General features: G+C 55.4%; 20 protein-coding genes and 1 tRNA gene. 12 read left to right on the top strand and 9 right to left on the bottom strand.

The genetic code is table 11. The annotated features are described in order from the left end of the window. Positions 1-75: 75 nt before the first annotated feature. On the bottom strand, positions 76-726 hold the full coding sequence (rcsB, locus tag AB8818_RS18715) for a response regulator transcription factor RcsB (protein ID WP_006176468.1): 651 nt from the start codon (positions 724-726) through the stop codon (positions 76-78). 16 nt (positions 727-742) lie between these two features. Beyond that, a complete protein-coding gene (rcsD, locus tag AB8818_RS18710) occupies positions 743-3,415 on the bottom strand; it encodes a phosphotransferase RcsD (protein WP_192983159.1) in 2,673 nt (890 codons plus the stop codon). 744 nt (positions 3,416-4,159) lie between these two features. On the opposite strand from rcsD, the gene AB8818_RS18705 reads away from it, so the two are divergent. From AB8818_RS18705 to mgtE, 6 genes are all read left to right on the top strand, one after another. Next, on the top strand, positions 4,160-5,272 hold the full coding sequence (locus AB8818_RS18705; RefSeq protein ID WP_116338624.1) for a porin OmpC: 1,113 nt from the start codon (positions 4,160-4,162) through the stop codon (positions 5,270-5,272). Between the two features lie 114 nt (positions 5,273-5,386). Further along, on the top strand, positions 5,387-6,442 hold the full coding sequence (gene apbE / locus AB8818_RS18700; RefSeq protein ID WP_116338626.1) for an FAD:protein FMN transferase ApbE: 1,056 nt from the start codon (positions 5,387-5,389) through the stop codon (positions 6,440-6,442). A gap of 72 nt (positions 6,443-6,514) precedes the next feature. Beyond that, a complete protein-coding gene (gene ada / locus AB8818_RS18695) occupies positions 6,515-7,573 on the top strand; it encodes a bifunctional DNA-binding transcriptional regulator/O6-methylguanine-DNA methyltransferase Ada (protein ID WP_116338628.1) in 1,059 nt (352 codons plus the stop codon). Then, on the top strand, positions 7,573-8,229 hold the full coding sequence (gene alkB, locus AB8818_RS18690; RefSeq protein ID WP_371199950.1) for a DNA oxidative demethylase AlkB: 657 nt from the start codon (positions 7,573-7,575) through the stop codon (positions 8,227-8,229). Before ada ends, alkB begins: the two co-directional genes overlap by 1 nt. A 69-nt stretch (positions 8,230-8,298) precedes the next feature. After that, a complete protein-coding gene (locus tag AB8818_RS18685; RefSeq protein ID WP_163330255.1) occupies positions 8,299-9,942 on the top strand; it encodes a multidrug ABC transporter permease/ATP-binding protein in 1,644 nt (547 codons plus the stop codon). Between the two features lie 148 nt (positions 9,943-10,090). Beyond that, positions 10,091-11,527 (top strand): magnesium transporter, encoded by a 1,437-nt coding sequence (gene mgtE, locus AB8818_RS18680; protein ID WP_116338632.1) that lies wholly within the window; start codon positions 10,091-10,093, stop codon positions 11,525-11,527. Here mgtE and AB8818_RS18675 read toward each other — a convergent pair. Further along, positions 11,490-12,779: a SulP family inorganic anion transporter gene (locus tag AB8818_RS18675; protein WP_192983204.1), complete on the bottom strand. Its 1,290-nt coding sequence runs from the start codon at positions 12,777-12,779 to the stop codon at positions 11,490-11,492. The two genes, mgtE and AB8818_RS18675, sit on opposite strands and share 38 nt — an antisense overlap. Positions 12,780-12,967: 188 nt before the next feature. Here AB8818_RS18675 and mqo point away from each other — a divergent pair, with 188 nt between their 5' ends. Continuing rightward, the gene (gene mqo, locus AB8818_RS18670; protein ID WP_116338636.1) at positions 12,968-14,617 is read left to right on the top strand and encodes a malate dehydrogenase (quinone); all 1,650 of its coding nucleotides are present in this window, start codon (positions 12,968-12,970) and stop codon (positions 14,615-14,617) included. A 101-nt stretch (positions 14,618-14,718) separates the two neighbouring features. Here the strand turns inward: mqo and eco are convergent, their stop codons facing one another. Further along, complete coding sequence (eco, locus tag AB8818_RS18665) at positions 14,719-15,222, bottom strand: serine protease inhibitor ecotin (RefSeq protein ID WP_116338638.1); 504 nt, start codon at positions 15,220-15,222, stop codon at positions 14,719-14,721. Between the two features lie 209 nt (positions 15,223-15,431). Between eco and AB8818_RS18660 the strand changes: the two genes are divergently transcribed. Both AB8818_RS18660 and AB8818_RS18655 read left to right on the top strand, forming a co-directional pair. Then, entirely contained in the window at positions 15,432-15,692 is a 261-nt protein-coding gene (locus tag AB8818_RS18660; protein WP_010433451.1) for a DUF2534 family protein, read from the top strand. 124 nt (positions 15,693-15,816) lie between these two features. Continuing rightward, complete coding sequence (locus tag AB8818_RS18655) at positions 15,817-17,004, top strand: MFS transporter (protein WP_192983156.1); 1,188 nt, start codon at positions 15,817-15,819, stop codon at positions 17,002-17,004. A 37-nt stretch (positions 17,005-17,041) separates the two neighbouring features. Here AB8818_RS18655 and AB8818_RS18650 read toward each other — a convergent pair. The 3 genes from AB8818_RS18650 to AB8818_RS18640 form a co-directional block, all read right to left on the bottom strand. Next, positions 17,042-17,118 (bottom strand) — tRNA-Pro (locus tag AB8818_RS18650). A 71-nt stretch (positions 17,119-17,189) separates the two neighbouring features. Then, a complete protein-coding gene (gene yejM / locus AB8818_RS18645; RefSeq protein ID WP_316379360.1) occupies positions 17,190-18,950 on the bottom strand; it encodes an LPS biosynthesis-modulating metalloenzyme YejM in 1,761 nt (586 codons plus the stop codon). 19 nt (positions 18,951-18,969) lie between these two features. After that, a complete protein-coding gene (locus tag AB8818_RS18640; protein WP_116338643.1) occupies positions 18,970-19,197 on the bottom strand; it encodes a YejL family protein in 228 nt (75 codons plus the stop codon). A 134-nt stretch (positions 19,198-19,331) separates the two neighbouring features. Here AB8818_RS18640 and yejK point away from each other — a divergent pair, with 134 nt between their 5' ends. Then, positions 19,332-20,339: a nucleoid-associated protein YejK gene (gene yejK / locus AB8818_RS18635; RefSeq protein WP_116338645.1), complete on the top strand. Its 1,008-nt coding sequence runs from the start codon at positions 19,332-19,334 to the stop codon at positions 20,337-20,339. A 52-nt stretch (positions 20,340-20,391) separates the two neighbouring features. On the opposite strand, the gene rplY is transcribed toward yejK, so the two are convergent. Continuing rightward, the gene (gene rplY, locus AB8818_RS18630; RefSeq protein ID WP_061097582.1) at positions 20,392-20,676 is read right to left on the bottom strand and encodes a 50S ribosomal protein L25; all 285 of its coding nucleotides are present in this window, start codon (positions 20,674-20,676) and stop codon (positions 20,392-20,394) included. 124 nt (positions 20,677-20,800) lie between these two features. Continuing rightward, positions 20,801-22,561, bottom strand: a complete 1,761-nt coding sequence (locus AB8818_RS18625; RefSeq protein WP_192983150.1) for a DEAD/DEAH box helicase — start codon at positions 22,559-22,561, stop codon at positions 20,801-20,803. A 151-nt stretch (positions 22,562-22,712) separates the two neighbouring features. Between AB8818_RS18625 and rsuA the strand changes: the two genes are divergently transcribed. Both rsuA and AB8818_RS18615 read left to right on the top strand, forming a co-directional pair. Further along, positions 22,713-23,420, top strand: a complete 708-nt coding sequence (rsuA, locus tag AB8818_RS18620) for a 16S rRNA pseudouridine(516) synthase RsuA (protein WP_192983147.1) — start codon at positions 22,713-22,715, stop codon at positions 23,418-23,420. Between the two features lie 15 nt (positions 23,421-23,435). Continuing rightward, positions 23,436-24,632, top strand: a complete 1,197-nt coding sequence (locus AB8818_RS18615) for a Bcr/CflA family multidrug efflux MFS transporter (RefSeq protein WP_163330252.1) — start codon at positions 23,436-23,438, stop codon at positions 24,630-24,632. Positions 24,633-24,754: the final 122 nt, after the last annotated feature.

Below are 24,754 nucleotides of genomic sequence, written 5' to 3'. Positions count from 1 at the left end.
GCCTTTTACGTTTTTCACCCTCTCCCTGGGGGAGAGGGCTGGAGTGAGGGCATCAGGCCGCACACCCGCCAGGGATCAATCCTTATCCGATGCGCTCAGCGTAACGGAGGAGAGATAGTTCAGCAGGGCAATATCGTTGTCCACGCCCAGCTTCATCATTGCGGATTTCTTCTGGCTACTGATGGTTTTAATGCTGCGGTTCAGCTTCTTGGCAATCTCGGTCACCAGGAAACCTTCAGCGAACAGGCGCAGAACCTCACTCTCTTTCGGCGACAGGCGTTTGTCACCGTAGCCACCCGCGCTGATTTTTTCCAGCAGACGAGAGACGCTCTCAGGCGTGAACTTCTTGCCTTTCTGCAGCGCAGCGAGCGCTTTTGGCAGATCGGTCGGGGCGCCTTGTTTCAGCACAATCCCTTCGATGTCCAGATCCAGCACGGCGCTCAGGATCGCCGGGTTGTTGTTCATTGTCAGAACAATGATCGAGATGTCCGGGAAGTGACGTTTAATATATTTGATGAGCGTGATCCCATCACCGTATTTGTCCCCAGGCATGGAGAGATCGGTAATGAGCACGTGTGCATCAAGCTTTGGGAGGTTATTGATCAGTGCTGTAGAGTCTTCAAATTCACCGACTACATTCACCCACTCGATCTGTTCAAGTGATTTGCGAATACCGAACAGTACAATCGGATGGTCATCGGCAATAATTACGTTCATATTGTTCATGTATAAGGCTACCTTGCTACAGCAAGCTTTTGACGTAGGCGTCAATGTCGCTGATGTATTTTTCAATGCCAGAGGCATCTTTCTCACGAATTAGATGTTCCAGCGTTTCACATAACTGCTTGCCGGGAACCAGATTAAGCATGGCAAACACCCCTTTAAGCCGGTGTGCTGTCTGTGCCAGCGCTGCATAATCATTCGCAGCGGACTCAGTATACAACCGCTTCACATCATCTGGTACTGTATCAACAAAGAGGGAATAGTATCCGCTGGCGTGAAGCTCGGCATTTTCATTGCCGCCTAACGGGGATTCCGTTATCTCTTCCTGCGCCAGCTGCTCTTCTATTAGTTGTAGTACAGCTTCCTGCATCGCATTGCTTATATTAAAGTTGACGCGCAGCTGGCCAGGGCCGATTTTCCGCACGCCTGACTCATCATCGCTTAAAAGCAAGCCCGAGGCAGTAAGATTAGACGGATTATCAGTTAAAAACAGATCAAATTCTTGACTTGCCAGCCTTTCATCCGGCGTGATGCAGGCCGCGCCCCAGTTTTCGAGCTGACGAACAACAATATTGCGGATCTCGTTTGAGGTCACATCCACCATCACCACGACATCATCCAGCAGGCGTTCTTCATCTTCTTCCTGCGGATTGGCGGCCATTTTCACGTGCAGAGAGTAACGCGTACCCAGTGATTCACGGGCCTTGATATTCAGATGACCGCCGAGCTTACGCGCCAGTTGATCGCACAGCCAGAAGGTCAGGGCGTTAGCCTTGCCGTAATGATCGCTTTGCGTGTCATTCAGGAACGGGAAGTGCAGATTATCAATTTCACTCGCCGTGACGCCTTCCCCGGTGTCCAGGATACGGAACGTCAGGCGATCTTCCGCCGACTCGTCGGTGCTCACTTCAAGGGTTATCTTGCCAATCTGCGTGGTGGTCACGGCGTACTGAATAATCATCAGCAGAATACGACGCAGCGCCTCGCGGTCGCCGTGACGTTCGTCATTGGCGGGTAAATGGTTGTTGATCAGTAGCTGCAGCCCTTTGCGCTTAATGACGGGCAGGACTTCCGGAACCACTTCATCGATCAAATCCTGAATGGAGAAGAGAGAAGGGGTGCCTTTCCAGAAATCATTCTCCAGCATGTTCGCCAGCTGGATCTCATCCACCATGCGGACCAGCGAGTCGGCCTGGCAGGCGAGCTGGTGGCTTTCAGACGTGTTTAACGCCGCCGCCTGGGTCGCCAGCGTTTTTAACGGCTGCTTGAAGGCATCGCCAATGTTCTGCATAAATGCTGCGCGCCCCTGCTGGTTCTTCTCATACAGCCTTTGCGCCTGCTTGAGCTTTTTATTCACCAGCACTTCGCGATCCTGGTCGCGGATGATGAAGATTTGCGTGCGCGGGGCTACCTGGCTGCGGAACTGACGGATCTCGTACAGTTCATTGTTAATGGTGGCCTGAATGACTCCCTGGTGCTGATCCGCCATGGTGGTGATGTTCTGCAGGTTAAGGTGCGGCAGCAGATGGTCGGCAATTTTATTGCTCATTACCGTGCGATTCGCTTCCTGATCGTGAACTAACACCCCAAGCGGCAGCACGGAAACAATCTCTTCATTGAGCGCGCGCAACACGCGTAGCTCATTGGTATTGCCCGCCGAGACCGCAGACGCGTCGCTCTGGCGCCCAGGCTGGAAGCGGAAGGTACTGTAGCCGAACAGCGCCAGCGCCAGCAGGCCGATATTCAGCAGCAGAGGTAGCAGAATATTTTGCAGGGTGTCGAGCAGCAGCGTGCCAAACGGTACCTGCCACACCAGACGCATGCCTGTTGAGTTCAGCGACGAGGCAATTTCAATTTTCGAGCCGTTAAAGGAGATTGTGACGCTCTCTGCGGCCTCTTTGTCAGACGCCGCACGCATGTTCTGGGTGCTGCTGTCGGGCTCCAGACGGAAGCTGTCGAGCGGCATATCCGGCGGGATCAAATCATTAATGGGTAAATCAAAGGCCACGACCGTCGCCAGATGTCCCGGCTGGTTAAAGGTGGTACGCAGGGTAAAATAGTGACCATTCTGCCATGCCAGCCGGCGCAGCGATGAGAAGCTCTCACGTTCATCAAGGGCGTTGGCCTGCTGCAGCATTTCTGCCCGGCGGGAGTCGACAATGCTGCCGACCGTCGTCTCTTTAAATCCGGAAGAGAGATCTTTCAACGGCAGCGTCGAGATCAGGATCATGCTGTTATCCTGACCGTTCAGATAGTACATCGACCACGGTACCGTTTCGGCGCCCCAGAGGGTATCCAGGTAGGTCGAAATACGCTGCGTCATCTCAAGGGTCGCGCTGTCGTGAGAGCCAAAGATAAGCGCTTCAGTCTTACGCTGCGGTTTTTCGAGGTAGTAGACGTCCTGCTTCAGCCGCGTCTCCTGAAGTCCATCCCCGGACGAACTGGCAGGCGCCGCGGCAATGTTGTCGTAAATCTGCCAGGTGGCGTAGCGCCAGGTATCAATGCGCTTGTGAACGGCATGAGTAATATCAACCACCTGATAGCTCTTATCCTTCAGCCAGGCGTTAACCGCGCTCTGCACCATCACGCCCATTGTGACTAACAGCACAACGATCAAAAGAAGAAAGAAACGGGTGATGCTCCCGGGAAGGAGGGAGAATTTGCTCGGGGCGGTAGTTTCAGTCTGACTCATTGATATCTTTAACCCGTGATGGTCGTGCTCTGTGGCGATAGGGCAGTATAAAGGGTAATAACTGAATTTCCAGCGCCACTGTCCTGGAACAGGCGACTTTTTCGATGGCCCGTACGGGAGATGAAGTGTGTGTTAAATGTGTACAAGCCGATGATGCGTGTACAAATACAAAATGCTTTCGCGCATTAAATAGCACGAATTAACAAGAAATTAAGTTTTGTTCAAATTTTCGCATTCTGCGCGGAGGTGGGCGAGAATTTAGTTAATAGTCGTTACAATTTCGCTGCGGTAGCACAAAAAAAAGAAAAGTTACGTAAAGAAGGGTAAAAAAAAACCGAATGCGAAGCATCCGGTTGAATTAGGGATAAACAGACATTCAAAGCTGAATGACGGTAATAAATAAAGTTAATGATGATAGCGAGAGTTATTTTAGAGATTGGAGTCGATCTTGTTTTGTCATTCAGTGCGGTAACTTTTTTTATTTTAACTTATTGATTTGTTTGGGTTGATTTTTCTTTTTGATTATAAGTGCTAAATTTTTAAGCTTTTTGTGCTTTGTAAAAGTTCCTTTTCATTTACATCTTGAAACATGTTGATAGATAAATGAAACATCTTCAAAGTTTTCGTATCATATTCGCATTGGATTATTCTGTAATTTTGCGGAGAATGAAATTGCCGACTGGTTAATGAGGGTTAACCAGTAAGCAGTGGCAATTATAAGGCATATAACAGAGGGTTAATAAAATGAAAGTTAAAGTACTGTCCCTCCTGGTACCAGCACTGCTGGTAGCAGGCGCAGCAAATGCGGCCGAAATTTATAACAAAGATGGCAACAAATTAGATCTGTACGGCAAAGTTGATGGTCTGCACTATTTCTCTGACGATAAGAGTGCCGACGGCGACAAGACCTACATGCGTCTTGGCTTCAAAGGCGAAACTCAGGTTAACGATCAGCTGACCGGTTATGGCCAGTGGGAATACCAGATCCAGGGTAACACGACGGAAAGCGACAACCAGTCCTGGACGCGTGTGGCGTTTGCCGGTCTGAAATTCGCTGAAGCGGGTTCTTTCGATTACGGTCGTAACTACGGCGTGATCTACGACGTAACTTCCTGGACTGACGTTCTGCCAGAATTTGGCGGCGATACCTACGGCGCAGACAACTTCCTGCAGTCTCGTGCAAACGGCGTGGCAACTTACCGTAACCAGGACTTCTTCGGTCTGGTTGACGGCCTGAACTTTGCGCTGCAGTACCAGGGTAAAAACGGCAGCGTAAGCGGTGAAAACGTCGGTGGACGTAGCCTGCTGAACCAGAACGGCGACGGCTACGGTGCATCTGTAACCTATAACCTGGGCGAAGGCTTCAGCGTCGGGGGTGCAATGTCCTCCTCCAAACGTACCGCTGACCAAAACGCACCGGGCGTTTACGGTAACGGCGATCACGCAGAAGTCTATTCTGGCGGCCTGAAATACGATGCCAACAACATCTACCTGGCAGCGCAGTACTCTCAGACCTACAATGCAACCCGCTTCGGTACCTCTAACGGCGACAGCCCGACTACCGCTTACGGCTTTGCTAACAAAGCGCAGAACTTCGAAGTGGTTGCTCAGTACCAGTTCGACTTCGGCCTGCGTCCATCCGTGGCTTACCTGCAGTCCAAAGGTAAAGACATCGAAGGTTACGGCGATCAGGATCTGCTGAAATATGTTGATGTAGGTGCGACTTACTACTTCAACAAAAACATGTCCACCTACGTGGATTACAAAATCAACCTGGTTGATGAAAATGAGTTCACCCGTCAGGCCGGCATCGGTACTGATGATATCGTCGCGCTGGGTCTGGTTTACCAGTTCTAATCGCGTCATCGTGTGACTTAAGGGGCCTGATGGCCCCTTTTTTGTGCTTTTTTTGGCCTCACAATGCAACCGTTTTGGTGTACTCTTGCCGCCCTGGCATGAGGATAATAATGAATGGACATGACTTTTTTACGCGCCAGCTTTCTGGCTATGCTTTTTTTCCTGACCGCGTGTGATGAACCCGCGCCCGTGGCGAAAACCGATGCACCCGCCGCGACGGTGCTTGAAGGCAAAACGATGGGCACCTTCTGGCGCGTCAGCGTGATGGGCCTGGACAAAACGCGCGCTGATGAACTTCGCGGCAAAATCCAGTCTCAGCTGGATGCCGACGATCAGCTGCTCTCAACCTATAAAAATGACTCGGCGCTGATGCGCTTCAATCTCTCCACCAGTACCTCCCTGTGGCCGGTGAGCGAAGCGATGGCCGATATCGTCACTGAATCGATGCGCGTGGGATATAAAACCAACGGCGCGATGGACGTCACCGTCGGTCCCCTGGTGAATCTCTGGGGATTTGGTCCCAACAAACAGCCGGTGACCACGCCGGACAATGCGGCTATTGATGATGCCCGCGCCCGGACAGGGCTACAGCATCTGACGGTCATCAACCAGTACGGTCAGCAGTATCTGCAAAAGGATATTCCCGATCTGTTTGTCGATCTGTCGACGGTAGGGGAAGGCTACGCGGCGGATCACCTTGCCGCGCTGATGATGCAGGAAGGGATTTCGCGCTACCTGGTCTCCGTGGGCGGCGCGTTAGTTAGCCGGGGCATGAACGCCAGCGGTAAACCGTGGCGCGTGGCGATTCAAAAACCGACCGATCGGCAAAACGCCGTACAGGCCATTGTGGATATCAACGGACACGGCATCAGCACTTCCGGGAGCTACCGTAACTATTACGAACTCGACGGGAAGCGTATTTCGCACGTGATTGACCCTCAGACCGGACGTCCCATCACGCATAACCTGGTCTCGGTGACCGTGATTGCACCGACTGCGCTGGAAGCCGATGCCTGGGATACCGGCCTGATGGTTCTCGGCCCGGAAAAAGCTAAAGAGGTGGTTCGTCAGGAAGGGCTTGCAGTTTACATGATCACTAAAGAAGGCGACGGATTCAAAACCTGGAGCTCGCCGCAGTTCAACAGCTTCCTGGTGAGCGACAAAAATTAAAAAGCAAGGTTGCGGGTTTTTTATCACTGGCACTCGGGCACGCTAAAGGTATGCTTGTAAGAGGAGCTGATGATGAAAAATCCAACCTACATGAACGATGAGGATCGCTGGCAGGCCGTTCTGGCTCGCGATCCGCGCGCTGACGATCGGTTTGTTTTTGCCGTGCAGACGACGGGGATTTTCTGCCGCCCGTCCTGCCGTGCCCGTCACGCGCTGCGTAAAAATGTCTGCTTTTATCCTGATGTCCAGCATGCCATTCAGGCAGGGTTTCGTCCGTGCAAGCGCTGTATGCCGGACAAACGCGATCCGCAGCAGCAGAAGCTGGCGAAAGTGGAGTATGCCTGTCGCCTTCTGGAGCAGGATCCCGCGCTGACGCTTGAAGGTCTGGCGCAGCAGGTCGCCATGAGTCCTTTCCATTTCCACCGGCTGTTTAAATCCATTACCGGGATGACGCCAAAAGCCTGGCAGCAGGCGGCGCGGGGACAGCGTCTGCGCACGGCGCTTGCGCAGGGAAACAAAATTACCGATGCCGTGCTGGCGGCAGGTTTTCCCGACAGCAGCAGCTATTACCGCAAAGCCAACGACGCGCTGGGAATGACGGCGAAACAGTACCGCAAAGGCGAGGTACCGGTGCAGTACGCCATCGACGACTGTTCATTAGGACGCTGTCTGGTCGCTGAAAGCGAGCGGGGGATTTGCGCGATACTGCTGGGCGACAGCGATACCGAATTAGCCCAAGAGCTGGCGACGCTGTTTCCAAACGCTGAGCCTTCTTCACGTGAAGATGCCTTCGCTCAGCGTCTCCGTCAGGTCATTGCCAGTATTGATAACCGCGCGGTGCCGCTGGCCCTGCCGCTGGATATACGCGGAACCGCGTTCCAGCAGCGGGTATGGCAGGCTCTGCGGAACATCCCCAGCGGGGACACGGCCAGCTATCAGCAGGTGGCGCAGGCGATTGGCCAGCCCAATGCGGTGCGTGCCGTCGCCGGTGCCTGCGCGGCAAACAGGCTGGCGATTGTGATCCCCTGTCATCGCGTGGTTCGTAACGACGGCGCGCTGTCGGGCTATCGCTGGGGGGCGGCGCGAAAAGCGCTATTACTGAAACGTGAGGCAAAACGCCGGGAGGGATAATGCTCGATCTTTTTGCGGATGCTGAACCCTGGCAGGAGCCGCTTGCGCCGGGAGCGACGATCCTGCGCCGCTTCGCACTCTCCCGCGCACAGGCATTGCTTGCCGGCATAGAAGAGGTGACGGCCGTTTCACCGTTTCGCCATATGGTAACGCCGGGCGGCTACACCATGTCGGTGGCCATGGCCAACTGCGGGGAACTGGGGTGGGCTACGAACGCGCGGGGCTATCTCTATGCCCCCAACGATCCCGCCACCGGCCAGCCGTGGCCGCCGATGCCAGCGGTTTTTCAGACTCTCTGCCACGAAGCTGCCGTTGCAGCGGATTATCCTGACTTTCGGCCGGATGCCTGCCTGATCAACCGCTACGCCATCGGCGCGAAGCTCTCCCTGCATCAGGACAAAGATGAACCCGATCTGCGTGCGCCTATCGTCTCGGTATCGCTGGGCCTGCCCGCCGTCTTCCAGTTTGGCGGTCTACGCCGCAACGATCCGTTCAAGCGCATCATGCTGGAACATGGTGACGTGGTGGTATGGGGCAGGGAGTCGCGGCTGTACTATCACGGCATTCAGCCCCTGAAGCCCGGGGTTCATCCCCTTACTGGCGAGTACCGCTATAATCTGACTTTCCGTCAGGCGGGCTTTAGCAAACAAAAATAAGAATTATTCTTGATGTCCGCGCAGGGCAGTTTACACTGCTGGCTGATTTTTATTGTCCGGATTGCCTGCATGCAACTACTTCTTCTTGTCTGGCGTCAGTACCGCTGGCCCTTCATTGCCGTAATGGCGTTAAGCCTTGCCAGCGCCGCGCTGGGTATTGGCCTGATCGCGTTTATAAACGTGCGGCTGATCGAAATGGTTGATACCTCACTCTCGGTACTGCCAGAGTTTCTCGGCCTGCTGCTGCTGTTGATGGCGGTTACGCTTGGTTCTCAGCTGGCGCTGACCGCGCTTGGGCACCATTTCGTTTTCCGCCTGCGCAGCGAGTTCATCAAGCGGATCCTCGACACGCAGGTTGAGCGCGTGGAGCAGCTCGGTAGCGCCTCCCTGCTGGCAGGGCTGACCAGCGACGTGCGCGCCATTACCATCGCGTTTGTCCGCCTGCCGGAGCTGGTGCAGGGGATCATCCTGACCTTTGGCTCTGCCGCCTATCTCGCCTGGCTCTCTACTAAAATGCTGGCGGTGACCGCCCTGTGGATTGCCATCACCATCTGGGGCGGCTTTATGCTGGTGTCGCGCGTCTATAAGCACATGGCGGTCCTGCGCGAAACGGAAGATAAGCTCTATAACGATTATCAGACGGTGCTGGAAGGGCGCAAAGAGCTGACTCTCAACCGCGAGCGCGCCGAGCATATTTTCAATCAACTTTATATTCCGGACGCGCGTGAATACCGGCACCACATCATTCGCGCCGATACCTTCCACCTGAGCGCCGTGAACTGGTCCAACATTATGATGCTGGGTGCCATTGGCCTGGTGTTCTGGATGGCGAACAGCCTGGGCTGGGCGGATACCAACGTGGCGGCGACCTACTCGCTGACGCTGCTGTTTTTACGTACGCCGCTGCTCTCGGCCGTTGGCGCACTGCCTACGTTACTCAGCGCGCAGGTGGCGTTTAATAAGCTCAAAAAATTCGATCTCGCGCCGTTCAAAGCCGAATTCCCGCGCCCGCAGGCCTTCCCGAACTGGCAGACCCTGGAGCTGCGCGACGTGATGTTCCGCTATCAGGACAACGCCTTCTCCGTGGGGCCAGTTAACCTGACGATTCACCGCGGTGAACTGCTGTTTCTCATCGGCGGCAACGGCAGCGGAAAATCCACGCTGGCGATGTTGCTCACCGGACTTTACCAGCCGCAGTCGGGCGAAATCCTGCTGGACGGTAAGGCGCTGAGTGCAGAGAAGCCCGAGGATTACCGCAAGCTTTTCTCGGCGGTGTTCACCGATGTCTGGCTGTTTGACCGGCTGCTGGGGCCGGAAGGGCAGCAGGCCAATCCTGAGCTGGTTGAAAAATGGCTGACGCAGCTGCAGATGGCGCACAAGCTGGAGCTTCAGGACGGAAAAATCCTCAACCTCAAGCTCTCCAAGGGGCAGAAGAAGCGCGTGGCGCTGCTGCTGGCGTTGGCGGAAGAGCGTGACATCATCCTGCTGGATGAGTGGGCGGCGGATCAGGATCCGCATTTCCGCCGCGAGTTTTATCAGGTGCTGCTGCCGCTGATGCAGGAGATGGGCAAGACCATTTTCGCCATCAGCCACGACGATCACTACTTCATTCATGCCGACCGTCTGCTGGAGATGCGTGACGGCAAGCTGAGCGAGCTGACCGGTGAAGAGCGCGATGCGGCCTCGCGTGACGCGGTGGCGCGTACGGCCTGATGCCCTCACCCTAACCCTCTCCCACAGGGAGAGGGGATAGATCGTGGCTGTAATGACGCTTTTTTCTCCACCTCGGCCCGTTGTTTATTCTTATTTACATATCCCCGCGCTATGCTTAACCCCAACTCATTTAATGGATTTATGATTGATGTCGGTATTAAAGAAAAACAGCGCCAGGCAGCGTGACCAGGAGCGTGCGCGACTCATCTGGCTTCTCACGACCGATAAAGCGGTCACTTCTACGCTATTAGGCAAACTGACCCTGGCTGAGCAATATGATGTCGGCACCTTAGCCGACGATATTGCTGAGGTAGGTGCGCTGGTTGCTCATTTACCCCCGCCGGATCTGGCGGATACCCTTGAGGCGCTTCCCTCGGAAGAACGTCACGCTCTGTGGCGTCTGGTGCAGGATCACGAGCGCGGCCAGGTCCTGCTTGAAGCCTCGGAAAACGTCTGGGACGACCTGATCGACGAGATGAGCGACCGGGACATCCTCGACGCCCTGCAAACCCTGGATATCGACGAGCAGATTTACCTTGTACAGCACCTGCCGCGTAACCTGACCGGTCGCCTGCTGGCGTCTCTGCCCGCCGATGAACGCGCGCGCGTGCGCCAGGTGATGCACTACGAGAAAAACAGCGTTGGCGCGATCATGGAGTTTGGCGTTATCACGGTACGTCCGGACGTCACGCTGGGTACCGTGCAGCGCTACCTGCGCCGCCTGGGCAGGATGCCGGATAACACCGATAAACTGTTTGTTACCTCGCGGGACAAAACCCTGCTCGGCGAGCTGGAGCTGAAAACCATCCTGCTCAACAGCACCCAGCGGAAGGTGAGTGAGGTGATGGAAAACGAGCCGATGGTCTTCTCCCCGGAAGACGACGCGGAAAAAGCGGCGCGTACCTTTGAACGTGATGACCTTGTGAGTGCGGCGGTCGTAGACTCCGTTGGCAAGCTGATGGGGCGTCTGACCATTGATGAGATCGTTGATGTGGTCTACGAAGAAACCGACAACGACCTGCGCGCGCTCGGGGGGATCAGCGCCGAAGATGACGTCCATGCCTCCGTCGGCAAGGCGGTAAAAACCCGCTGGGCGTGGCTGGCTATTAACCTGTGTACCGCCTTTATCGCCTCCCGCGTGATTGACGGCTTTGAACACACCATTTCGCAGCTGGTGGCGCTGGCCTCGCTGATGCCGATTGTGGCCGGGATTGGCGGCAACACCGGAAACCAGACCATCACCATGATCGTCCGCGCGCTGGCGCTGGAAAATATTCAGCCCGGTAATTTTGCCTTTCTGATCTTCAGAGAGATGGGCGTGGCGCTGATCAACGGCCTGGTGTGGGGCGGCATTATGGGCGGCATCACCTGGTGGCTGTATGACGATATGGCCTTAGGCGGGGTGATGATGCTGGCGATGGTGCTGAATTTACTGGTGGCATCGATGATGGGCGTTATTATCCCGCTGACGATGACCAAACTGGGGCGCGACCCCGCGGTGGGGTCGAGCGTGATGATCACCGCCATCACCGATACCGGCGGTTTCTTTATTTTTCTTGGGCTGGCAACGGTTTTTCTGCTTTAACCCGACGCTTAATCCGGGCGGGGATTAGTGCCATGACGATAATCCCGCCCAGTACGCCAATCGCCAGGTTGCCAGTTGAAACCGTTGCGGCAACGGTCACCAGCATCACCACCGTTTCGGCAATCGGGGCATTTTTTATCGTGGCGGGCTGAAGGCTGTGCCAGCTGAAGGTTTTGACGGCGACGATCGCCATAATCCCCGCCAGCACCGCCATCGGGATTTTCGCCATGACTTCACTGAGTGCCGTCACCAGGATCAGCAGCACGATGCCCGCCGCAAGGGTTGAAATACGGCTTCGCCCTTTCCCCATCTCCACGTTAACGATGGTTTGTCCGATCATCGCGCAGCCCGCAATGCCGCCGTAAAAACCGGCCAGAATATTGCCGACGCCCAGCCCGATGCTCTCGCGGCGTTTGCTCGATGGCGTTACGGTCAGTTCATCCACCAGCTTTGCCGTTAGCAGGGATTCCAGCAGACCGACGAAGGCAATACTCAAGGCGCACGGCCAGATGATGCTCAGCGTCTGTACGTTAAGCGGTACCAGCAGCTCGGTAAACCCCGGCAAACCGCCGCTCATGGAGCCTTCATCGCCCACGGTCGGCAGGACCTGGCCGGTTGAAACGGTGAACAAGGTTAACAGCACGATCGCAATCAGCGGGGAAGGGATGCTTTTGATATAGCGCGGCACCCACAGCACGATCAGCAGCGTCAGCACGAACAGGCCCACAATCAGCGGGCTTCGGCTCCAGAAATGCGGCACCTGAGCGAAGAAGATCAGAATACCCAGGGCGTTAACAAACCCCGTCATGACCGACTGGGGAATAAAGCGCATGAGTCTTGCCATGCCTAGCACGCCGAACAGAATTTGTATCACGCCAGCCATCAGCACGGCGGGAAGAATGTACTGTACGCCGTGCTGATGCACCATTGGGCCAATGACCAGCGCTACGGAACCGGCGGCTGCCGTGACCATCGCCGGACGACCTCCCAACACGGAGAGAACAAGGCACAGCACTACGGAGGCGATCAGGCTGACTTTTGGGTCAACGCCTGCGACTACGGAAAAAGAGATCACTTCCGGGATCAGGGCCAGGGCGGTAATAACGCCCGCCAGCGTTTCACGCGTCAGCTGCTTAGGGGAACGCAGTACGTTGGCTACGCGGTCTTCGGGGGATACAGCAGAATGGGGTAAGGACATAACAGTTCGCTGGTTAGGGCAGGCTTCCGTGCGCGCGATCACAAAGTGCAGCATAGTAGCCATAAATTCCCTCTATTGCCAGCTGCGCCCCGCAATCCCCTACAAACAATCCATCATTAAATTTCACAATTACAATAATTTCGTAACCTTTAAACAATATTTAAAAGTTGTTACCGTGCCCACGCAGCTTTTTTCACCTGCACTTTCCACGCATCAAGCACTTTTACACTAAGGCATAAATTATGAAAAAAATGACTGCCATGCTCTTTTCTCTGGCCGTTGGGCTCAGCGCCGTCTCGATGGCAGCGAAAGCAGACGCACCAAAAGAGCAGGAAACGGACGTCCTTTTAATTGGTGGCGGTATCATGAGCGCCACGCTGGGAACCTATCTGCAGGAACTGCAGCCGGACTGGTCCATGACCATGGTCGAGCGCCTCGATGGCGTGGCGCAGGAGAGTTCGAACGGCTGGAATAACGCCGGTACCGGTCATTCGGCACTCATGGAACTGAACTATACGCCGCAGAAAAAGGACGGTTCCATTAGTATCGAGAAGGCGGTAGAGATCAACGAAGCATTCCAGATCTCGCGCCAGTTCTGGTCTCACCAGGTCAACAGCGGCGTGATGCACGACCCGCACTCCTTCATCAACACCGTACCGCACATGAGCTTTGTGTGGGGCGAGCAGAACGTGAATTTCCTGCGCGCGCGTTACGCTGCGCTGCAGCAGAGCACCCTGTTCCGCGGGATGAAATACTCCGAAGACCACGCGCAGATCAAAGAGTGGGCCCCGCTGGTCATGGAAGGTCGCGATCCAAACCAAAAAGTGGCGGCGACCCGTACCGAAATCGGGACCGACGTGAACTACGGTGAAATTACCCGTCAGCTGGTGGCGTCCCTGAAGAAAAAAGAGAACTTCAACCTGCAGCTCAGCACCGAAGTGCGCGGCTTTAAGCGCAATGCGGACAACAGCTGGAGCGTGACGGTTGCCGATCTGAAAAACAATGAAGCCGAGCACGTCATTAAGGCCAAGTTTGTCTTCATCGGTGCGGGCGGCGCGGCGCTGAAGCTGCTGCAGGAGTCCGGTATTCCTGAAGCTGACGACTACGCGGGCTTCCCGGTCGGCGGCCAGTTCCTGGTATCCGAGAACCCGGAAGTGGTGAATCGTCATCTGGCAAAAGTGTACGGTCAGGCTTCCGTAGGTGCGCCACCGATGTCCGTACCGCACATTGACACCCGTATGCTGGACGGTAAACGCGTGGTGCTGTTCGGACCGTTCGCGACCTTCTCCACCAAGTTCCTGAAAAACGGCTCCCTGTGGGATCTGCTGAGCGCAACCACCACCTCTAACGTCAAGCCGATGATGGACGTGGGTCTGGATAACTTCGACCTGGTAAAATACCTGATCAGCCAGGTGATGCTCTCTGACGACGAACGCTTCGAGGCGCTGAAAGAGTACTATCCGCAGGCGAAGAAAGAAGACTGGCGTCTGTGGCAGGCGGGTCAGCGTGTCCAGATCATCAAGCGCGATCCGAAAGAGGGCGGCGTACTGCGTCTGGGTACCGAAGTGGTGAGCGATAAGGATGGCACGATTGCCGCGCTGCTGGGCGCGTCACCGGGTGCGTCTACCGCTGCGCCAATCATGCTGCACCTGATGGAAAAAGTGTTTAAAGACAAAGTTGCCAGCCCGGAATGGCAGGCGAAGCTGAAAACCATTATTCCATCGTACGGCACGAAGCTGAACGGTAACGTGGATGCGACGGAGCAGGAGCTGGAATACACCAGCCGCGTATTGCAGTTGCAGTACGTGAAGCCGCAGGCTGCGGATGCTGCGCCAAAAGCGGAGCTGAAGCCTCAGCCGGAAAACAAACCGGTTGCCGATATCGCGCTGTAAGGTAAAAGCAAAACGGTAACATTCGTTACCGTTTTTAGTGTTTTCTCCCTCTCCCGGTGGGAGAGGGGTCGGGTAAGGCGAAGCCGCCACCCGACTTATATTCAACGTACTACGGCTTGACCGACAGTCTCATCTGCCTTCCAGACGCGATATTTCACTTCCACGTTTTCAGGCGTATACACCACGATCGGCAACTTGCTGTTGTAGCGCAGCAGGCTGTTGTCGCCCAGATAGGCCGTCACAAATTTCTTCTCTTTCTTGCCGTCAGGGCAGGCCATCATGGTGGAAACCGGAGAGGTGACTTTATCAAAGACGTAATAGTCGTAACCCCAGCCTTCCAGGGTTTTGCTTTCCAGCTGACCGCCAAGACGGTGCTGATTGCAGTCCACTTCCAGCGTCTTGCCAATTAACAGTTCCACTTTGTAATTCGCTTCGTCCTGCTGAACCGGCAGCTGAATCACCTGACGCTTCATGCCTTTTTCCGCTTGCGGATAGGGGGCAACTTTTTCCAGCGGCTGCGCTTTTTGGGCGTCGCTGGCGAAAGCGCTGGTGCTGACGCACGCGGCGGCGAGAAGCGCGATGGCAAATTTAGGTGCGTTTTTCATTGTCATTCCTTTATGTCAAAACGGTCCTGCACAGACTAACATAACGCGTATGAATGATTAGTGTGATTTACTTACATTTTCATTATGTGTAGCGTAATAAACCTGGTATTACCCATTTTTGCAGGTATTTGTACTGGTGTGGAGTGTGGCGGGCGTTCGTGTTATTTTAGACCCTCTATTATGTTATTCATCTGTGAAAGGGAAGAGAGATGGTTCGTGCAAAACTGAAAACACCTGAAGGCCGCAAGTTCCTCCTGGCGCTGCTGGTCGTGTTTATGATTGCTGCCGCGTGCGTCGGGCGGGCCACCATTGTTGGCGTCATCGAACAGTACAACATTCCTCTCTCCGCCTGGACTACCAGCATGTATGTGCTGCAGTCGGCGATGATCTTCGTTTACAGCCTTGTCTTCACCGTTCTGCTGGCCATCCCGTTGGGCATTTTCTTCCTGGGCGGACGTGATAAGCACTAAGCATTTATCTGCTATAAGAAGCCAGCCTGCGGGCTGGCTTTTTTTATGCCTGATAATTTTTATTCTCTTTTCCAGGATATTCTGTTCCGCATAAGCTTGTTCGCCATAAAGCAGGAGAGGCTCAATGTTATCCCGGTTTGCAACGCTCAGCCGGATCCCGAAAGGCGTCTGGGTTGTGGGTGGGGTCAGTATGTTGATGGATATCTCCTCTGAGATCATTCACAGTCTGCTCCCGTTGTTTATGGTCACAACGCTGGGTGCCAGCGTGCTTTTTATTGGTTTGATTGAAGGCCTGGCTGAAGCCACCGCGCTGTTTATCAAAGTTTTTTCCGGGGCAATCAGTGACTACCTGGGCAAGCGTAAAGGGCTGGCGGTACTGGGATACGGTCTTGGCGCGGTGAGTAAGCCATTGTTCGCTATAGCCTCTTCCTCCGGCATGATTCTTGGGGCACGCTTGATTGACCGGGTAGGGAAGGGAATCCGGGGGGCGCCGCGTGATGCGCTGGTCGCTGACGTTACGCCACCGGAACTCCGTGGTGCGGCCTTTGGTCTGCGTCAGTCGATGGACACTATCGGCGCATTTCTCGGGCCGCTGCTGGCCGTCGGCTTAATGCTGCTGTGGAATGATGATTTTCGCACTATTTTTTGGGTGGCGGTGATCCCCGGCGTCCTCGCCGTTGCACTGCTTTTTTTCGGTCTGCATGAGCCGAAAACCCCTGTCGAACATAAGCGAACAAATCCCATCAAAAAAGAGAACCTCAGACGCCTCGGGAAAGGCTGCTGGTGGGTTATTGGCCTGGGTGCCATCTTCACGCTCGCGCGTTTCAGTGAAGCATTTCTCGTGCTTCGCGCACAGCAGTCGGGGGTGCCGCTGGCGCTGATCCCGCTGGTGATGGTGGCCATGAATCTGCTTTATTTTCTCTCGGCATATCCGTTTGGCAAGTTGTCCGACACGATGAGCCACACCCGGCTGCTGCAGTGGGGGCTGGTGGTTCTGATTGGGGCAGACATTGTGCTGGCGCTTAGCACCCACTGGACGGGCATTGTGTTAGGCGTCGCGCTGTGGGGTGTTCATATGGGGATGACGCAGGGGCTACTGGCGGCAATGGTTGCGAAAACGGCTCCTGCGGATCTGCGCGGTACCGCCTACGGTATATTTAGCCTGGTCAGCGGCGCGGGATTGTTAATCGCCAGCCTGGGAGCCGGGGCAATCTGGGAAACCTTTGGAGCACCGTATACGTTTTGCGCCGGAGCGGTGATTTGTCTGGCGACTCTGATCTATCTGGGTAAAACACCGGACGAGGCGAAATAAAAAACCAGCCGTAAGAGGCTGGTTTTCAATGTGTTTTTGGTCGGCACGAGAGGATTTGAACCTCCGACCCCCGACACCCCATGACGGTGCGCTACCAGGCTGCGCTACGTGCCGACGCATAAAAAGATACTACTCGATTCCGTTTCGAATGCAAGGGAATCTGTCGCTAACTGGTTTATAATTAATCAGTTAGCGATAAAACGCTTCTCATCCGTCAGAACCTGCAGCAGCAGACTCAGCTGCGGCTTCTGGTCCTTCAGCCGTTCACCCTGCAGATTATAGGTCTGATAGTTCCCGTTGCTGTTCAGCACCAGCGTCAGCTTCGGCGTGGTCACCACCAGCGTGTTACGGTCTGCTGCCGTCACCCAGTTATGACGTCGTACCGCGCTGAAGAGATCCTGCCCCTGAGAATACTCGTTTGCTGGCGTGCTGACATGCAGCAGGCGCTGCATCAGGGTCGTCATGACATCTTTATGTTCTGTGAGCATATTGATGCGCTGCGCCGGCGTTCCCGGCCAGTGGATCACCAGCGGAACGTGCAGGTTCGGACGTGACCAGCTCATGCTCTTCGTCTCGTCGCCTAACGGTACCCCATGCCCCGCGGTCACGATCACGACGGTGTTATCAAGCTTGCCTGATTCACGTAGCGCGTCAAGCACGCGGCCAATCTGTGCGTCAACATCGCCGGCCGCGCGGCCGTAGCGGCGCGCAAAGCCTGCCTGGTTGCTGTCGTTAAGCGTTGTGCCGTTAAAGGCCACCCACGAGAACCAGCGGTTATCTTCCTGCGCGTAGCGCTGCAGCCAGTTTATCCACTGGTTTGCGGTCTGGGCATCAGACTGGCTCTGCGCGGCAGGCAGGGAGAAATCAGAGAGCAGCGCCTGGCGGTACAGTGAACTGTTGAAGCCGTCCGATGAGAACAGCCCTAACTGATAACCCTGTTGATTAAGCCCGGTGATCAGCGCCGCAGGAATGCGCGCAGACAGCACGCCGTCCATATATCCGGCAGAAATGCCATAGAACAGGCCAAAGATACCCGCATCGGTTGAGTTACCGGAACTCATATGCTGGGTAAACGACACGTTTTGACTCGCGAAATCGGCCAGCGCAGGCATCTGCTTCTCGTAACGGGAATAGTTCAGGCCATCAACGGTGATCAGCAGGACGTTTTGCCCGCGACCCATATCGCGATAGCGCAGATCGCTCAGCGGATACTGCACGCTAACCGCTTCCGGATTACCCTGTTCGACCAGACGGCGCTGATACTCCTGGGCATCGAGCAGGCCATGCTTCTCAAGGAAACGACGGGCCGTCATTGGATAAGAGAGCGGCAGGTTAGCGCGCTGCATGGTAATAGGGCGATAGAAGTTCGCATCCGCCCAGATATACATAATGTGCGAACTGATAAATGAGACGAAAAAGAGCGCGGCCACAGGCTTCGCGTAATGACGGCGTCGGGTCAGGCTGCGGAGCTTTTGCCAGCTCCAGGTGGCAAACAGCATCTCAATCAACAGGATCACCGGGACGCTGATGAACATCAGCTGCCAGTCGCGGGCCGTTTCGTTCTGGTCCGGGTTTATCACCAGTTCCCAGACAATAGGGTTGAGATGCAGGTGGAAGCGGGTGAACACTTCACTGTCGATAAGCAGCAGCGTCATCCCCACCGTCGCAAGGATGGCGGACAAGAACCGCATCAGGCGCTGCGACATGACGATAAACGTCAGAGGAAACAGGATCAGCAGATAGGTGGCGAATACCAAAAAGCTAAAGTGGCCGACAACGCTTATCCAGGAGTAGACACGCCCGGTTAGCGTTGTAGGCCAGTCTGCGACAAACAGATAACGACAGCCAATTACCGTCGCTAGCAGAATGTTGAACAGGGCAAACCAGTGTCCCCAGCTGACCATCTGGGAGACTTTTTCACGGTAGCGCTGACGATTCGTCACCATAAACTGTTGTTCGTTTCCCTTAATGGGCCTGGTCGTTGCTGACGGATGACTTTAATGCCTGGGCGAAAGAGTTGGCGATCGCCTGACGCTGAGCCGGAGCAACGCTGGTGTTGATAAGGTTGGTGACCATATTTCCCAAAACCATCAGGGAGAGATCGGTCGGCGTTTTATGTTTTTCCAGTACGTTGACCAGCTCACTGAGCAGTTGTTCAACGTGTTCATCACTGTAGCGGGAATGTTGTGGCATAAATCAAAATCAGTTTGTTGATGAAAGGGCAACATATTACCGTAGCAACAGCTTTTTTTCCCCTTTTTTATCTGTTGTTGCACACATGTCCTGGTGGTGGTTGAATACCGCCCGGTCTAAAAGGAGAGTTTATCATGAGTCTGGAAATCAACCAGATTGCCTTGCACCAGCTTATCAAGCGTGATGAGCAAACCCTTGAAGTGGTGCTACGCGATTCATTACTGGAACCCACGGCAACCGTTGTGGAAATGATGGCAGAGCTGCATCGCGTTTACAGCGCCAAAAATAAAGCCTATGGTCTGTTCAGCGAAGAGAGTGAGCTGGCCGATAGCCTGCGCCTGCAGCGTCAGGGCGAAGAGGATTTCCTGGCGTTTAGCCGCGCCGCAACCGGGCGTCTGCGCGACGAGCTGGCGAAATATCCCTTCGCCGACGGCGGCATCGTCCTGTTCTGCCACTATCGTTATCTGGCGGTCGAATACCTGCTGGTCAGCGTGCTGAACAACTTAAGCAGCATGCGCGTGAACGAGCAGCTGGACATCAGCTCAACGCACTATCTGGATATCAACCATGCGGATATTGTGGCGCGTATTGATTTGACCGAGTGGGAAACTAACCCGGAGTCGACCCGCTACCTGACCTTCCTGAAGGGGCGCGTGGGCCGTAAAGTGGCGGATTTCTTTATGGACTTCCTCGGTGCCAGTGAAGGCCTGAACGCCAAAGCGCAGAACAAAGGGCTGCTGCAGGCTGTTGATGACTTCACGGCTGAAGCGCAGCTCGATAAATCTGAACGCCAGACCGTACGTCAGCAGGTTTACAGCTACTGCAACGAGCAGCTGCAGGCGGGGGAAGAGATTGAGCTGGAGTCCCTGTCAAAAGAGCTGGCTGGCGTCAGCGAAGTGAGCTTCCAGGAATTCACCGCTGAGAAAGGCTATGAGCTTGAGGAGAGCTTCCCGGCGGATCGCAGCACGCTGCGCCAGTTAACCAAATTTGCCGGCAGCGGCGGTGGGTTAACCCTCAACTTTGACGCCATGCTGTTAGGTGAACGCATTTTCTGGGATCCGGCCACCGACACCCTGACCATCAAAGGCACGCCGCCGAACCTGCGCGATCAGCTTCAGCGCCGCACCTCTGGCGGTAAATAACAGGCATAAAAAAACCCCGCAGCTGCGGGGTTTTTTTTCGACTGGTTTGCGATTACGCGCGAACGAAGTCGATGTGAGTCAGTTTTGGCTTGAACGCGTGACGCTGAACAGCCTGAACTTTCACTTTTTCTTCTTTACCGCCAACAACGATGGTCAGAACTTCGCTGTAGAACTCAGCTTTGTTCTGCATGTTCCATACTTTGTCGTGATCCAGTTCGATAGCAACTGGAGCAGCTTCGCCACCGTAAACGATAGCCGGGAACTTGTTAGCGGTACGCAGGCGGCGGCTCGCACCCTTACCCTGCACGTTACGTACTTCTGCTTCGATAGTGAACATTGATTTCTCTCTGTATTTAAAACCCTACTACAGGCGACCCAGCAGCAGGTGAGTGTTCTGCCTCACGGATGTGAAGCGGGCGGCATTTTATACTCAAATGCCGCGCACATCAATGAAAAGTCCGCTAACCGCGCAATTCATTTGCCCGACGATAGCGGCCTTCATAGTCAAAGACCTTCTCGCGAACCTGCCAGAACTGGCCTTTCTTGCGGGCGACTACGAAGTCGGGGTGGCGCAGCAGCACCTGCTGATGAACGATATCCGCTACGGTTATCCAGCGCAGCGGCACGCCAGGCGTACGGGTATGCGGGCGGATAAACAGCTGCTCAAATGCCGTGCGCTGGGCAGGCGTCTGAACCCTGAACCGTTCGCTGACGTCAGCGCCATCCTCGTCGTAATAGGTGATTTTCAGCCATTCGCCTTTTTCATCCGCGCCGGGCTGCAGCGCCATGCCGGAGCAGCGCAGCACCAGCGCATCTTTCAGCTTCAGCGCCGCTTTCAGCATGTCGTCCGGGTCGACCAGCACCGTGTCGCACTCGCGGCAGCGGCGGGCGGCGATGTCATTTTCGGCGTTGCACTGCGGGCAGTTTTTGAAGCGGAAGCGGAAATCGCACTGCTCGCGATGTCCCTCATCATCTTCAAACCAGCCCTGACAGCGGCGGCCAAAGTGTTCAATCAGCGTGCCGTCGGCGGTGGTTTTTCCCCAGAATGTGTTGGCAAAGCCGCAGGCCGGGCAAAACACCTGCACCGGCACGTTGTCGCTTTTGCCTTTCGGCGTGCCCACTTCGGGGGAGTAGAGATCGTGCGGGTTACCCGCGTAATCGAGGATCAGACAGTCGGTTTTGCCCGGCGCCAGGCGCAGGCCACGGCCGACAATCTGCTGATACAGGCTGACGGATTCGGTTGGGCGCAGAATGGCGATTAGATCGACGTGCGGTGCATCGAAACCGGTAGTCAAGACAGAGACGTTGACCAGATAACGGAACTGCTGCGCTTTGAAGGCTTCAATCAGCCTGTCGCGCTCCGGACCGGGCGTTTCGCCGGTGATCAGCGCCGCGTCGTTTGCGGGCAGCAATCCGGTAATTTCGCGAGCGTGCTCAACGGTGGCGGCGAAAATCATTACCCCTTTGCGCGTCTGTGCAAATTCTTCGATCTGGCTAATGATATGCGGAGTTATGCGCTTCTGCTTTTTCAGCTCCTGATTGAGGTCAGCTTCGCTGAACAAGCCGTTGCTCTGCGCCTGTAACCGGCTGAAATCATACTGCACCACCGGCATATCCAGCCGCTCGGGCGGCGTCAGGTAGCCGTGCTTAATCATGTAGCGCAGCGGAAGTTCATAGATACAGTCGCTGAACAGCGCTTTCTCGTCGCCGCGCACCATGCCGTGATAATGAAAGCGATAGATCCAGCCTTTGCCCAGGCGAAACGGGGTTGCCGTCAGGCCGAGCAGGCGTAAGTGAGGGTTCACCTCTTTCAGGTGAGTGAGGATTTGCTGATACTGGCTGTCGTCGTCATCGCTGATGCGGTGACACTCGTCGACAATTAGCAGCGAAAACTCGCTGCGGAACAGATCCAGGTTGCGGGCCACGGACTGTACGCTGCCGAAAACCACTTTGCCGTGGCTCTCTTTGCGCTTTAGACCGGCTGCGAAAATATCGGCTTCCAGTCCCAGCGCACAATACTTAGCATGGTTTTGCGCAACCAGCTCTTTGACGTGCGCCAGCACCAGCACGCGACCGCGCGCCAGGCGGGCCAGCTCGGCAATAACCAGGCTCTTGCCTGCACCGGTCGGGAGGACAATGGCCGCCGGTTCCCGGTGTTTGCGGAACCAGGCGAGGGTGGCGTCAACGGCTTCCTGCTGATAGGGACGAAGTGTAAAAGTCATGGGGTCTCGGTTTCGTTAATCCGCATATAGTATGCCACGAAACTTTTTCCCTTGAGTGGCGCAACCAGACCATTATACTGAACCGTTCCAGACTGCTTCTTTTTCGGACGCACGGTCCGACTTCCAGCACCATTAAGGCTAAAAAGATTTCATGCGACTTGATAAGTTTATCGCTCAGCAACTCGGCGTAAGCCGCGCTATTGCCGGGCGCGAGATACGCGCCAGCCGCGTTACCGTGGATGGCGACATTGTGAGAGACAGCGCGTTCAAACTGCAACCTGACCATCAGGTGGAGTACGACGGCAATCCGCTGACCCAGCAGCACGGTCCGCGCTATTTCATGCTCAACAAGCCGGAAGGCTACGTCTGCTCAACGGACGATCCGGATCATCCGACGGTGCTCTATTTCCTCGACGAACCGGTGGCGCACAAGCTGCACGCTGCGGGTCGCCTCGATATCGACACCACCGGTCTGGTGCTGATGACCGACGACGGGCAGTGGTCGCATCGCATTACTTCCCCGCGTCACCACTGTGAGAAAACCTATCTGGTCACGCTGGAGTCGCCGGTTGCTGATGACACGGCAGAGCACTTCGCGAAAGGCGTGCAGCTGCATAATGAAAAAGATCTGACTAAACCGGCGGTGCTTGAAGTCATCACCCCGACAGAGGTCCGTCTGACCATCAGCGAAGGGCGTTACCATCAGGTTAAACGTATGTTTGCCGCGGTGGGGAACCTCGTTGTGGGCCTGCACCGTGAACGCATCGGTGCGATCGCGCTCGATCCCGACCTTGCGCCAGGCGAATACCGTCCGTTAACGGAAGAAGAGATTGCCAGCGTCGGTCTGCCTTCGCATTAATTTCAGGAGAACTCTGTGACCACCAGGCCACACTCGTCGTTCAAAATTGTCTTCATTCTTGGCCTGCTGGCGATGCTGATGCCGCTGTCTATCGACATGTATCTGCCTGCGCTGCCGGTGATTTCCGCGCAGTTTGGCGTACCGGCAGGCAGCGCTCAGATGACGCTCAGCACCTATATTCTCGGTTTCGCTCTCGGACAGCTTTTATACGGCCCAATGGCCGACAGCCTTGGTCGCAAACCGGTGATTCTGGGCGGGACGCTGGTCTTTGCGGCCGCTGCGGTCGCCTGTGCGCTGGCGCAGAGTATCGATCAGCTGATCGCCATGCGCTTCCTGCACGGGCTGGCCGCTGCCGCTGCGAGCGTGGTGATCAACGCCCTGATGCGCGATATCTACCCGAAGGAAGAGTTCTCCCGCATGATGTCGTTTGTCATGCTGGTGACGACGATTGCGCCGCTGGTGGCCCCGATGGCCGGTGGTGCGGTGCTGGTGTGGTTTAGCTGGCATGCGATTTTCTGGATCCTGGCCCTGGCCGCACTGCTGGCTTCGGCGATGATTTTCTTCTTTATTGATGAAACGCTGCCCGTCGAGCGCCGCCAGAAATTTCATATTCGAACTACGATAGGTAACTTTGCCTCGCTGTTTCGCCACAAGCGGGTGCTGAGTTACATGCTGGCGAGCGGGTTCAGCTTTGCCGGAATGTTCTCCTTCCTGAGCGCCGGGCCGTTTGTCTATATCGAACTGAACCACGTTTCGCCACAGCACTTTGGCTATTATTTTGCGCTCAATATCGTCTTCCTGTTTGTCCTGACCATCATTAACAGTCGCTTTGTCCGGCGGGTGGGCGCGCTGAACATGTTCCGCGCCGGGCTGTGGATTCAGTTTGTGATGGCGGTCTGGCTGGTGGTGAGCGCGTTCCTGGGCGTGGGGTTCTGGGCGCTGGTGATCGGCGTTGCGGCGTTTGTCGGCTGCGTGTCGATGATCTCGTCCAATGCGATGGCGGTGATCCTCGATGAGTTTCCGCACATGGCGGGGACCGCATCGTCACTGGCGGGAACCTTCCGCTTCGGGATTGGCGCCATCGTCGGGGCGTTACTGTCTATGGCAACCTTCAGCACGGCCTGGCCCATGCTGTGGGCGATGGCATTTTGCGCAACCAGCTCCGTTCTCTTCTGTCTTTACGCCAGTCGGCCGCGAAAAGCGGCTCGCTAACCACAGAGAAGGCCCGGAAGGGCCTTTTTTGTTGATACACATCAACCAAACCCGCGTTCGTTTATCCCGTGTTTGTTTATTTTATGTAAAATCTATTTATGTAAAAAGTCACATCATTGTAT

Origin of the sequence: Enterobacter sp. KB-280D8, assembly GCF_041399405.1 — a bacterium.
Taxonomy (GTDB): Bacteria; Pseudomonadota; Gammaproteobacteria; order Enterobacterales; family Enterobacteriaceae; genus Enterobacter; species Enterobacter cloacae_N.
The sequence above is the reverse complement of the archived record's forward strand: the minus strand, read 5'-3'. Positions and strand labels throughout refer to the sequence as shown.